General features: G+C 71.2%; 9 protein-coding genes. 6 read left to right on the top strand and 3 right to left on the bottom strand.

The window, feature by feature from the left end:
- The first annotated feature begins 3 nt into the window (after positions 1-3).
- Complete coding sequence (locus tag IF23_RS0111370; protein ID WP_030282520.1) at positions 4-951, top strand: alpha/beta hydrolase; 948 nt, start codon at positions 4-6, stop codon at positions 949-951.
- 112 nt (positions 952-1063) lie between these two features.
- Entirely contained in the window at positions 1064-1603 is a 540-nt protein-coding gene (locus IF23_RS0111375; protein WP_030282522.1) for a 2'-5' RNA ligase family protein, read from the top strand.
- Positions 1604-1644: 41 nt separating this feature from the next.
- Here IF23_RS0111375 and IF23_RS0111380 read toward each other — a convergent pair whose 3' ends face one another.
- Positions 1645-4314 (bottom strand): NACHT domain-containing protein, encoded by a 2670-nt coding sequence (locus IF23_RS0111380; RefSeq protein ID WP_051739496.1) that lies wholly within the window; start codon positions 4312-4314, stop codon positions 1645-1647.
- Positions 4315-4631: 317 nt separating this feature from the next.
- Between IF23_RS0111380 and IF23_RS0111385 the strand changes: the two genes are divergently transcribed.
- The 4 genes from IF23_RS0111385 to IF23_RS0111405 all read left to right on the top strand — a co-directional run bounded on the left by IF23_RS0111385 (position 4632) and on the right by IF23_RS0111405 (position 10118).
- Positions 4632-6689, top strand: a complete 2058-nt coding sequence (locus IF23_RS0111385; RefSeq protein ID WP_030282526.1) for a phosphocholine-specific phospholipase C — start codon at positions 4632-4634, stop codon at positions 6687-6689.
- Between the two features lie 737 nt (positions 6690-7426).
- On the top strand, positions 7427-7954 hold the full coding sequence (locus IF23_RS34885) for an alpha/beta hydrolase (RefSeq protein WP_030282530.1): 528 nt from the start codon (positions 7427-7429) through the stop codon (positions 7952-7954).
- 104 nt (positions 7955-8058) lie between these two features.
- A complete protein-coding gene (locus tag IF23_RS0111400; protein ID WP_030282532.1) occupies positions 8059-8316 on the top strand; it encodes a hypothetical protein in 258 nt (85 codons plus the stop codon).
- On the top strand, positions 8313-10118 hold the full coding sequence (locus IF23_RS0111405) for a helix-turn-helix domain-containing protein (protein ID WP_030282533.1): 1806 nt from the start codon (positions 8313-8315) through the stop codon (positions 10116-10118). Before IF23_RS0111400 ends, IF23_RS0111405 begins: the two co-directional genes overlap by 4 nt.
- A gap of 117 nt (positions 10119-10235) precedes the next feature.
- On the opposite strand, the gene IF23_RS0111410 is transcribed toward IF23_RS0111405, so the two are convergent.
- Both IF23_RS0111410 and gad read right to left on the bottom strand, forming a co-directional pair.
- Entirely contained in the window at positions 10236-10826 is a 591-nt protein-coding gene (locus tag IF23_RS0111410) for a snapalysin family zinc-dependent metalloprotease (RefSeq protein ID WP_030282534.1), read from the bottom strand.
- Positions 10827-11271: 445 nt separating this feature from the next.
- Positions 11272-12642 (bottom strand): glutamate decarboxylase, encoded by a 1371-nt coding sequence (gene gad / locus IF23_RS0111415; protein WP_245654953.1) that lies wholly within the window; start codon positions 12640-12642, stop codon positions 11272-11274.
- Positions 12643-12767: the final 125 nt, after the last annotated feature.

Raw genomic sequence — 12767 nt, forward strand, 5'->3', positions numbered from 1 at the left:
CCGATGACCGACACCACCCGGCACACCACCGTCGAGCACACCACCGTCAAGGCCCTTGCCTGGGAACTGGCCGCCGACCTCCATCTCCCTCCGGAGTTCGACGAGACCCGGGCCTACCCCGCGCTCGTCAGCGTCCACCCCATCGGCTCGTGCAAGGAGCAGACATCCGGCAGCGTCTACGCCAGGGCGCTGGCCGCCGAAGGGTTCGTCGTCCTCGCCTACGACGCCTCCTTCCAGGGCGCGAGCGGCGGCACCCCGCGGGCGGTCGAGGACCCGTACTTCCGCGTCCAGGACATCGGCTACGCCATCGACCACCTCGTGACGCTGCCGTACGTCGACGCCGACCGCATCGGTGCCATCGGCGTGTGCGGGGGCGGCGGCTACGCCGTCAACGCCGCCATGACCGACCGCCGCATCAAGGCCGTCGGCAGCGTGACCGGGGTGAACTTCGGACGCCTCATGCACGAGGGCTTCAGCGGCTACGACCCCCTCGCCACCCTCGACGCCGTCGCCGCGCAGCGCACGGCCGAGGCCCGCGGAGCCGAGCCCCGGGTGGACCCGTACCTGCCGCCCTCGCCCGAGGCGGCCGAGGAGCAGGGCCTCACCGAACTCGACCTGACCGAGGCGGTCGACTACTACCGCACCGCCCGCGGCCGGGCGCCCGGCGGCCGCACCGAGGCGCTGTTCTCCCGGCAGGCCACGGCGGTCGGCTGGGACGCCTTCCACCGCGCCGAGGTCCTCCTCACCCGACCGCTCTGCATCGTCGTCGGCGACAAGCCCGGAGCGTTCGGCGCCTACCGGGACGGCCTGGAGCTCTACCGCCGCGCGGCCTCCACAGCCAAGGAACTCGTCGTCGCGGAAGGCTTCTCCCACTACGACCTGTACGACCGCCCCGAACCGGCCCGAATCGCCCTGACCCACCTGATCCCGTTCTACAAGAAACACCTCTGACACCGGCGCCGAATTCGCGCCACGGCCGGAGCCACCGCACAGCCCGGAAGAACGGGAACGGTGGCGGCCGTGGCACGGACGTCGGCGTGGCGGGCTGGAAGGATGCGGTGCCATGTCGGACAACAACACGAGTACGTTCCAGGCAGGTCAGACGGGCCTCGTCGTGAGGATCCCGGAAGCGGAACCGGCCGTCCGCGCATGGCGCGCACGGTTCGACCCGTCGGCGCGGGCAGGGGTCCCGGCTCACGTCACGGTGCTCTTCCCGTTCCTCGACGAGCGCCGGACGGACCCGGACGTCCGCTCGGCCCTGGCGGATGTCCTCGGTCGCCACCACGCCTTCGACCTGCGGTTCGAGAGCTGCGGACGGTTCCCCGGAACGCTGTTTCTCCGCCCGGCCCCGGACGCGCCGCTGCGGCGGCTCACCGAGTCGGTCGCCGCGCGGTGGCCCGAGGCGCCTCCCTACGGCGGCCGGTTCACCGAGGTCGTCCCGCATCTCACCGTCGTGGACGGCCAGGACGACGCGGTCCTGGACAAGGCCGAGGCGGACCTCTCCGGCGCACTCCCCGTCATCTCCCGGGTCACGTCCGTCGACCTGATGGCGTACGACGGCACCGCCTGGCGCCTGCGGGAGTCCTTCGCACTCCGTGGCTGAACGGGGCCCGGGACGGCCCCCCGCCCGACACATCGCCCCGCCTACGGGGCGAGGGGTTCCGGGTCGTCCCGGTGGGCGAAGACGAGGTGGACGGAGTCGGGGATGGTGTGGGCGTCGAGCGGGTGGGGCGGTTCGGGGAGGACGAGGGTGCGCAGGTGAGGGAAGCCGGAGAGCCAGTTCATGCTGTGGAAGACGGTGGTGTAGCCCTCCCGCAGCCACAGGTGGGTGAGGCGGTCCGGGGAGAGGTGTGAGGCGAGGTCGCTCGGGTGGTGGGTGCCCAGGACCTGGACGCGGGCGCGGCCGCCCATCGCGCGCAGCGCACGGAGATGTTCGGTGGCGGCGGCGGTGAAGTACATCTCGTCGTCCTCCGGGAGGTGGGAGATGATCTCCTCGGCGTAGGCGGTGCAGTCGAAACGGTGCCATGACCAGGCGAGTTGGCGGCGGATGGCGGGCGAGGAGTGCGTCCGGAAGCCGGTCAGATAGGCGAGGGCGGCGTGGGACGCCAGCCGGGTCGCGGTGATCGCACACGCCTCGGCCTCATTCTCGTCGAGATGCTGGGGGCCGGGCAGCATCGCGATCACGTTCTGTCCGCCGTACTCAGCCAGACGCCGGGCGGCGCCGGGATCGCCCGGCGGCAGCAGATCGCGGGTCAGGTACATGATCCTGTCCCGGACGGCCGCCTCCACCTCGGGGGCGTGGTCCAGACAGGAGCGGGCGAGCAGGATGCGGCGCAGCGGCAGCCGCCGCCCCTTGGAGGGCTTCGCGGCAGGGGACATCCGCGTCCGCTGGAAACGGAGTTGGGGCCGTACCGGGCTCGTGTCCTCAAGGTGCCGTGTGTGACTGAGGACGGGCACGAGCCCGCGCAGGATACGGGCCCGCTCGTCGGGTCGGCCGTGCGCCACGGCCATCCGGATGACGTCCTCCCACTGCGAGTTCTCCGCGTTGTTCTCCAGCCACGGGAAGTCACGGGCCTCGACGATGGCTTTCGCGGCGAGGTAGTCCTGGAACGTGCGGTGGACGAAGTCCACGGTGTCGACGGTGGGTTGCCGCAGCAGACCGCTGCGGTCGAGCAGATGACGCAGCACGCTCTCGGCGTCGGCCTCGATGTGGGTCATCGAGGGCAGGTGCTCGGCGAGGACGGCGTGCGCGTCGTCGCGGCCGATCTCGGAGCGGTCGTTGCGGACCATCCAGTGGGCGATCCGCTGCAACAGCGCGATCTGGGGTTCCTTCCCGATCCGCAGATCGCCCTCGTGGTGCATACCGCGTTCCAGGTCGCGGCGTTCCAGGAGCATGCCCAGGGCGGCGTCGTACAGCTCCTTGCGGTCCTCGGGCAGGAAGCCGCGGCGCTCACGGTGGAGGGCACACAGCAGGCCGCACATCAGGGGGTTGACGGCGAGGCGGCCCAGGTCCGGTTTGGTGCGGACGGCGGTCAGCAGCGCGTGCGCCGGTCCGTCCCCGGCGCGCGCCGCAGTGTGCCAGCGCCGGATGAACGCGGCGATGTCCTCCTCGGTCATGGGCATCAGGGACAGTTCCTCGAACGTGTCCGTCTGGAGCCAGTCGTCCTGGACCGCCGAGGGGCGGGTGGTCACCAGCCACAGATTCTGCTCCGGGAAGGAGGCGATAAGCTGACGCAGCCACCGCCGTGCGGCCTCGCGCATGTCGTGGGGGACCTCGTCCACCCCGTCGACGAGGAGCAGCCCGCGACCGGCGGTGAGCACCCGCTCCGCCCAGCCGACGGGCTCCTCCAGGGGGAAGCCCACCGAGGACAGGAACTCCGACGGGCGGGGCAGCGTTCCACGGGCGAGGGTCCGCAGAGGTAACACGAACGGGATCCGGCCACGGAGCGCGCCCAGTTCGTCGGGGAGTTCCTCCCGGGCGGTGGAGACGGCCAGCCACTGCAGCAGCGTCGTCTTGCCGGACCCCGCCAGACCACGCAGGAGTACCCGGTCCCGTCCGGCGAGGATGCGTTCGGTGGGGACGGGCACCGAGGGGCCCTGCCGGGTCTCGGCCTCCAGGGAGATGTACGCGGTGTCGAGCTGCCACTCGCGGGCGTGGCGCAGATCCAGCCCGTAGATCGTCAACTCGCTGTGCCGCCGGATGAGGTGCTGGGCGTACCGGAGCTCGAACTCCGCATCCCGGGAGCCGACGCTGGGGAAGCGGTCCAGCAGGGTCGAGGTGTCGGAGCGGATGAGCCCTTGCCGCCGGGTCTGCTCCACCAGGGCGCGGGCCACGAACGTGGAGCGCCGCGTGAAGAAGTGGAGGATGTGACGGCACGCCACGCGCAGGACGGCGTCATGGAGGACCACGGCGTCCTGCGAGAGGAAGCGGAAGGCGGCGGACGGGACCTGCTCCTTCAGGCAGTCGGCCAGCCGGTTCTCGCCCAGCTCGACCGCCTGGACGTCATCCATGTCCAGGTCACCGAGGGCGTGCAGGGTGAAGGCGAGGGCGTGCGCGGTGGCGGCCACCTCGTCCGGGGCGGGCCGGTCACCGGGCGGCAGCGGCTCGACCGCCCGCCGCACCAGCTCCGACGCCAGTCTGTGCAGCTCCTTCTCGCCCAGCCGCTTCTTCTCCCCGCGGAAGGAGAGCCACCCCGACATCCGTACCGGACGCTCCACCACACCCGCGCCGGGCCCGTCCGCGACGAGCAGTTTCCGTACCAGCGGCTGGAGTGCGGCCGTCCCCAGCCGCGTGGCGATGACCGACGGATCCATCTGACAGTCCCCTCCCGTACGCCGTGCCGTGCCCGGCCGTGCGGACCGAGTATGGCGGATCGTCCCCGAGGATCTTCCGGCCGCGGGACGCCCGGGGCGCCTGGTGGATCCGTGGCGCGCGGGCGGGTTGGTGAGCGGCGGGGCATGGGGCCTCCGAGCCTCCTCCGGACCCGCCGCCCCCGGACATCCTCCGGCCATCTCGCCCTCTTCCCGGGATCCGTCCCTCTTGGAACACTCGGCTCTCCGACCCGTCCCGTACCGCCTGTCACCGTGCCGCCCGACCACGGCACCCCCCCACACACCAAGAGGTCCAGGCCATGCCAGAGCTCAACCGCCGCAGGTTCCTTCAGATCGCCGGTGCGACCGCGGCGCTCTCCGCGCTGTCGGGCAGCATCGCCCGCGCCGCCTCCATACCGGCCCGCCGCAACACCGGCACGCTCCAGGACGTCGAGCACATCGTCGTGCTGATGCAGGAGAACAGGTCCTTCGACCACTACTTCGGCACCCTGCGCGGCGTACGCGGCTTCGGCGACCCGCGCCCGGTGACGCTGCCGAGCGGTCGATCCGTCTGGCACCAGTCCGACGGCACCACCGACGTACTGCCCTACCACCCGGATGCCGAGGACCTCGGCATGCAGTTCATCCAGGGCCTCAACCACGACTGGGCGGGCGGCCACCAGGCGTGGAACGACGGCCGCTACGACCGGTGGATCGCCGCCAAGGGCACCGGCACGATGGCCCACCTCACCCGGAAGGACATCCCCTTCCACCACGCCCTCGCCGACGCCTTCACCGTCTGCGACTCGTACCACTGCTCGATGATCGGAGCCACCGATCCCAACCGCTACTACCTCTTCTCCGGCCACGCCGGGAACGACGGCGAGGGCGGCGGCCCGGTCCTCGGCAACGAGGAGGCCGGATACGGCTGGACGACCTACCCGGAGCGGCTGGAACAGGCCGGAATCTCCTGGAAGTTCTACCAGGACGTCGGCGACGGACTGAACGCCGACGGCGGATGGGGCTGGATCGACGACGCCTACCGCGGCAACTACGGCGACAACTCCCTCCTCTACTTCACCAAATACCGCACCGCCCAGCCCGGCGACCCGTTCCACGACAAGGCCCGCACCGGCACCGACGCCAAGAACGGCGACGGCTACTTCGACCATCTCAAGGCCGACGTCCAGGCCGGAAAACTGCCGCAGGTCTCCTGGATCGCCGCCCCCGAAGCGTTCAGCGAACACCCCAACTGGCCCGCCAACTACGGCGCCTGGTACGTCTCACAGGTCCTCGACGCCCTCACCTCCAACCCCGAGGTGTGGAGCCGGACGGCACTGTTCCTGACCTACGACGAGAACGACGGCTACTTCGACCACGTCCTGCCGCCCTTCCCGCCGGCCTCCGCCGACCAGGGCGCCTCGACCGTCGACACCGCCCTCGACCACTTCCCCGGCAACGCCACCTACGCCGCCGGTCCCTACGGGCTGGGACAGCGCGTCCCCATGCTCGTCATCTCCCCGTGGAGCACCGGCGGGTACGTCTGCTCCGAGGTCTTCGACCACACCTCCGTCCTCCGCTTCATGGAACGCCGCTTCGGCGTCGCCGAGCCGCACATCTCCCCCTGGCGGCGCGCCATCTGCGGCGACCTGACCTCCGCCTTCGACTTCACCCTCCAGGACACCGCCCCCGCCGCACTCCCCGGCACCGGCGGCTACGAACCGCCGGACCGGGACCGCCACGACAGCTACGTCCCGCACCCGCCCGCCACCGGTGCCCTCCCGAAGCAGGAGCCCGGCTCCCGCCCGGCCCGCCCGCTGCCGTACGCCCCGCTGGTGGACGGCGCCGCCGCGCCCGACACCGGCAAGTACACCCTCACGTTCGGCGCAGGTGAGGACGCCGGGGCGTGCTTCACCGTCACCGCGGGCAACCGCACCGACGGCCCCTGGACCTACACCGCCCACGGCGGCAAGCAGCTCTCCGACACCTGGAACACCGCCTACTCCGAGGGCGTCTACGACCTGTCGGTCTTCGGCCCCAACGGCTTCCTGCGCACCTTCCGGGGCACCGCGGCCACCACCGGCCCCGAGATCACCGCCCGGCACGACGCCACCACCGGCAACCTCGCCCTGACCCTCACCAACCCCGGCACCACCGACAGCCACCTCACCCTCACCAACGCCTACGACGACACCTCCGCCACCCTCACCGTCCCCGCGGGCGGCAGCCTCCGGCACACCGTCGACCTGCGCGCCGGAAAACGCTGGTACGACCTGTCCGTCGCCTCCGACACCGACCCCTCGTACCTGCGCCGCCTCGCCGGTCATGTGGAGAACGGCGAGGCGGGCGTCAGCGATCCGGGGCTCATCACGGACTGAGCGGCAGTCACGGGGCCGCCGAGTTGCTGTGCTGACTTCACTTCACATCAACTCGGCGTCCCTTCGCCGCAGATGGGGTCACCCGCTGTCCGGATCCGGGTGCATGTCATACCTGGGTAGCGCCCGGCGTACGCAGCGGGTCTGATCACGGCCGCTGCAGTGAGCTCCACGGGGTGATGTGCCGGTCGCCACCGGTACGCGATCGTCGTGGCGATCACGAAGACGACCGGAAGGAACGGACCCGTGCGCACACGACGCTGGGCCCCTCTGCTCGCCGCGCCGGCCTCCGCCCTGCCCGCACAGGCATCCGCCGCGGACCCGCTGGACCGCCTCCACCACCAGCGCCCGGCATGGCACCGCTGCCACACCGCGACACCCGCCGCCTACCGCTGCGCCACACTCCGGGTCCCGCTCGACTACCGCCACCCCACCGGCAGAACCATCGACCTCGCCGTCTCCCGGATGAGGACGAGCACCCCGGGCAAACGGCACGGCGCGCTGCTCTTAAACCCCGGGGGCCCGGGACTGGAAGGCGTGGCGATCCCCCTGGTGATGGCCCACACCCTGCCCAAGGAGATCCGCGAGCGGTACGACCTGATCGGCATGGCCCCCCGCGGCGTGGGCGGCAGCACGCCCCTCAGCTGCGGACTGACCGAAGCGGAACGGAACATCAAGCGCCCCTACCACCCCGCCACCTACGGGCAGGACGTCGCCTGGGCCCGGACCGTCGCCGCGAAGTGCCGGGCGCGGCGGACGGCACTCTCGCGGACGGCACCGACAACGGCACCGCGGCCTTCTGGTCGGTGGTCTGCGGCGACACGGCCTGGCCCCGCGACCCCGCGCAGTACCGCCGTGACGCGGCCCGCGACAAGCGCAGGTACCCGATCTACGGCGACTTCACCTCCACCATCACCCCCTGCGCCTTCTGGGCCGCACCGACGGAGAAGGCCACCGACGTCCACAACGCCACCGACGTCCACAACGCCACCGACGTCCACAACGCCACCGGCGTGCTCATCGTCCAGAACCAGTGGGACTCCCAGACCCCCCTCGCCAGCGGCCTCGGGATGCACCGCGCCCTGAAGGGCTCGCGGATGCTCTACGTAGACGGCGGTGAAGGGCACGCCGTCTACTCGGCGGATCCCCGCCCCTGCGCCAACCGCACCGTCAACGCCTACCTGACCACCGGGCACCTCCCCACCCGCGACCTCACCTGCGAGGCCAAGGCCCCCGACGCCTTCGCGAGGGCGATACCGGCACACTGACGCCCGACAGCGGTCCCCGCGGCCGACCCGTGAGCCATCTCGTCCGCAAAACGCCGATGGTCAAGGTTTTGACTGCCGTAGCGGGAATTGACACGATCGATGATGTGACGGATTTTGCTGAGGACGAGGGTGAGCTGGCGGCGGCGGTCGAGGCGCTGAAAGCCGCCGAGGAGCGGGTCGCCGCCGCGCTGCGGAGCTATCTCGCCCGTGACCCGGTGACCGGACGGCCGGTGCACGGCCGGATCGGACGGGCGGCGCAGATCACCGGGTGGGGAGAGCAGCGGGTGAAGGAAGTCGTCACCCCGGAGCTGGCCGAGCGGCGCCGGGCCCGGCGCGCCGGTACGGAGGCGGTGGAGCGATGAGCGAGTTCGAGGCCATCGACTCCCTGCTGGCATCCCTCGTCCCCGAGGCGGAACTGCCCGACGCGGCGGCCCGCCGGACCCTGCGCGAACAGGCCGGACTCTCGAAGGCGCAGGTGGCCCGCGCACTGGGCGTGAGCCCCTCCACGGTCACCGGGTGGGAGTCCGGCCGTGACCCGGCCGGGCAGACCCGCGCCAAGTACGCCTACCTCCTGGACGGCCTGACCGCGAAGCTCACCCCAGAGGCCGACGCCCCGCCCGTCCCAGAGGCGGAAGCCGCGCCCGCCCCCGAGGCGGACGGCCCAGGGGCCCCCGAACAGGCCGCTCCGGCCCGGCGGGACGAGCCCGCCGTGGGCACCACCCCGGCACCCACCGGCGGCGGCCACGGCGAAGCTCGAACCGAAGGGCCCGAGGACGCCGGGCGCGTAATCCAGCCCGAGGACGCCGAGCGCGCAGAGCAGCCCACGGGCGTCGGGCGCGTAGAGCGCACCGAGGACGCCGCGCACGCAGAGCACCCCGACGGCGTCAGCCAGGACAGCAACGACGGCACCGGCGATGAGGTCGAGAGCCTGGCCGTGCCGGAGTCGTGCGTGCTCTGCGGACGCCCGGCCGTCCACCGGGTGGCGGGCTTCCCGCAGCATCTCAGCGCCGCCGACTGTCAGGGCACCGCAGGCCCCCCGGCGGCCACGCCGAACCCGCAGCCCGCGGCGGCAGCGGCGCCCGCACCGGCCCCCGCACCCGCGCCGAAGGCGGACGCCCCGCGCCGCGCCCCGGCCGCCCGGCGCCCCTCCGCGCAGTCCGGCAAGCCCGCCGCCCGACGTGGCTTCCGCGCCCCGTCCGAGCCGTCCGACGCCATCGGAAAGGCGGTTCAAGCCGCCCTCGCCGACCACCACGGCGACACGGAAGCGGCAACGGCGGCGCTGGTGAGAAGGGCGATCCCGGACGCGATGGCGCTGTTGGACGAAACCCGTAAGGGCGCCCGTTACGACATCATCGCCCACCCCTGGATGCCGGACATCCTCCAGAAGCAGAGCTCCCGCGGCCCCGACCACATCTGGGAAGCCCGCCCCAAATGGACCCGCGGCGAACTGCCCCCGGGCGAACACCAGGTCACCGCGCTCGATATCAACGGCGCATATCTCTCGGCGCTCAAGACCCATCTGCCGATCGGCCAGTTGGAACACTCCACCGGCTTCTCCCACGACCGGCGCCGCGCCGGTGTCCACCTGATCACCCCGCCGCACTGGGACCACGAGCACACCCTGCCCAACCCGCTCGGCCAGCGCGACGAACCCGGACCGCTGTGGGTCACCGAACCCACTCTGCGCCTTCTGCAGCGCCTCTCGGGCCCCCGGTACGGACTGTGTGAACCGCCGGAAATCCACGAGTCGTACACCTCGGGCGCCACCGAGAATCTGCTGGAGAAATTCCGTACCGTCCTCAAGGACGCACGTGACGGCGCGCTCGCCGCCGAGGACACGGTGACGCTGGAATACGTCAAGGCGATGTATGCGAAATTCGTCTCCACCATGGGCGAATCGAATTACAACCGGCAGCTGTACCGCCCCGACTGGATGCACCTCATCCGCTCCCAGGCTTTCGCCAACCTCTGGATGAAAGCCCTCAAGGCCCATGAGGAAGGTCTGACCGTCGTACGCGCCATGGGCACCGACGAACTCCACCTCATCGGCGACTGGCGGCGCGTCTTCCCCGAAGGCCGCGCGGTGACCGAGGTCAAGGTCAAGGACGTCTACACCGCCGGGACCCCCGTGGAAGCCGCAGGCGACGCGGGGGAGGGGGAGTAGCCCCACGGTTCCGTCCCGTCGGCGGTGAACCGCCGACGGGACGGTGCCCGGCCGCTCCGGCGCGCTCCCGCCCGGACGACCGGCACACCGTCCCCGCCCGCACCGTTCGGTGGCCGGTCAGCGCGTGGTGGCGAAAGCCGGGGCGTCGCGCCAGACGTCCACGACCACATGACGGGCCTTCAGACGCGCCGCCGATGCGCCGCGGGCGTAGTTCTGGTCGACCTGCGCCGACTCGGTGGCATCCGGCTTGTCGTTGGTGCACGAGGGGCCCGGACCGTGACCGGACATGATCTCCGAGCAGGGACCGTCGTAGTCGTCGGGCAGCCCGAGGATGTGCCCGGTCTCGTGCGTCACGACGCGCGCCAGGTCGTACCCCTCGGTCACCGCCTCCTCGCCCAGCTGCACCTCACCGCTGCCGCCCGGGAAGATCGGCCCCAGCGTCGACTGGGGCCAGCCGCTGGTCGCCTTGTAGACGAAATCCGCCGAACCGGCCGATGTCGCGGGCTGCAAATGCACATTGTGCTCCGCGGTATTCCAATTCTCCGCGGCCTTCTTGATCGCATCCGCCCACTTCCCGGCCCCACTGGCGTCGTAGGTGAGCGTGACGACCGCCGTCGTCCTCGGTGCGGCCTGCGCCGGAACGCTCCCGGCCGTAGCGCCCAGCACCGCCGGGACCAGGGCCGCCGCCGCGACAATTCGATTGATCATGGGCCTTGTTCGCCTCCTCGGGCATCAGTTGCCTTGCAAGCGGTAAGGCCACCACGCAGGAATCCGCCGCCACAAGTCGGCAACCGGCCGCTCTCACCCCCGCAATTCCGCTGCACATGACGAGAGTTCGGCAACTATGTCGCTCTATGGAAGCCCCCGCACCGGATGCCCCGGCTTTCCCCGCGCACTTCCCCCGATTGAGGGTGGTTCCGGCCGATGCATGAACCGGTACGCGATCCGCCCGGCGCATTTCCCGATTTCCCGTTCCTCCGGGCCGGATGCCGGGGGCGTACGCGGCCCCTCCGCGCCGGTCGGCCGACCGCGGCACCGACCGTCCCGCCCTACGCGCCACCCGCCGGAGCGGGGCCCCGGACCGGCCGCGTCCCGCCGACCGGCCTGGGCCCCCGCCCCGCGACACGGCCCGCCCCGGGGCGAGCCGGGCCGGTCAGGTGTGGGCGAAGCCGGATCCGGCCTCGTGGGCGGGTGGGGTGGCGGTGAGCCGGTCGACGGCGTCGCCGAGGGCGCTCAGGAGGGACTCCGCGAGGTCCCGACCGAAGCCCTCGCGGACCACGATGCGCAGGACGGAGATCTCCTCGGCATTGGGCGGCATGGTGTAGGCGGGCACCTGCCAGCCGTGGCGGCGCAGTTCGTCGGAGACATGGAAGACCGTGAACCGGCTCGCGTCGTTGAGCTTGAACGACACGACGGGGATGTCCGTACCGTCGCTGATCACGTCGAAGACGCCGAGCTTCGTGATGCCGTCGGCGAGGAAGCGCGCGGTGTTCCGCAGCCCGGTCATGACCTTGGTGTAGCCCTCGCGCCCGAGGCGGACGAAGTTGTAGTACTGCCCGACGACCTGGTTCCCGGGGCGGGAGAAGTTGAGGGTGAAGGTGGGCATGTCACCGCCCAGGTAGTTCACATGGAAGATCAGGTCCTCGGGCAGCTCCTCGGCCGCGCGCCAGACGACGAAGCCTATGCCCGGGTAGGTGAGGCCGTACTTGTGGCCGGAAACGTTGATCGACTTCACCTGCGGGAGCCGGAAGTCCCACTCCAGGTCGGGGTGGAGGAACGGCGCGACGAACCCGCCCGAGGCGGCGTCGACATGGAGGGCGATGTCGGTGCCGTGCTCGGCGTTGTAGGCCACCACCTTGTCGTGGATGGCCTTGATGGGCTCGAACTCGCCGGTGTGGGTGGTGCCCAGGATCGGCACCACGCCGATCGTGTTCTCGTCCACGTAGGACATGGTCTCGTCCGCGTCGACGGTGAACCGGTCGGTGGCCACCGGCACATAACGGGGCTCGACGTCCCAGTAGCGGCAGAACTTCTCCCACACCACCTGGACGTTGGAGCCCATCACCAGGTTCGGACGGTCCGTGGGAAGACCGGCGGCCTCCCGGCGGGCGCGCCACTTCCACTTCATGGCGAGACCGCCGAGCATGACCGCCTCGGAGGAGCCGAGGGTGGAGACGCCGACCGCGTCGCCCTGCGTGGGCGCGTGGAACAGCTCCGCGACGATGTTGACGCAGCGCCGCTCGATCTCCGCGGTCTGCGGATACTCGTCCTTGTCGATCATGTTCTTGTCGAACGTCTCGGCCATCAGCTTCTCGGCCTCGGGGTCCATCCACGTCGTCACGAATGTCGCCATGTTCAGCCGTGAACTGCCGTCCAGCAGCAGTTCGTCATGGATCATCCGGTAGACCGCCTCGGGCGCCGCCTCCTGGTCGGGCATCCTGTTCTTCGGAACCTGCACGCTCCCCAGACGTCCGGTGTAGGCCGGATCGATCAGCGACTCACTGCTGTCATGACGGTGCACCACGAGAACTCCCACGTCGGTCGGGTCGGTATGCGGACCGGTCGGCCCGCCGGGTCCGAGGGCTCCGGCGCCCGGACATGCCGATGCTGCCAGGTCCGCTGTCTGCCACGAGGACGATCGGAGAACCG

The sequence above is a fragment of the Streptomyces catenulae genome (assembly GCF_000718015.1).
Classification (GTDB): domain Bacteria; phylum Actinomycetota; class Actinomycetes; order Streptomycetales; family Streptomycetaceae; genus Streptomyces; species Streptomyces catenulae.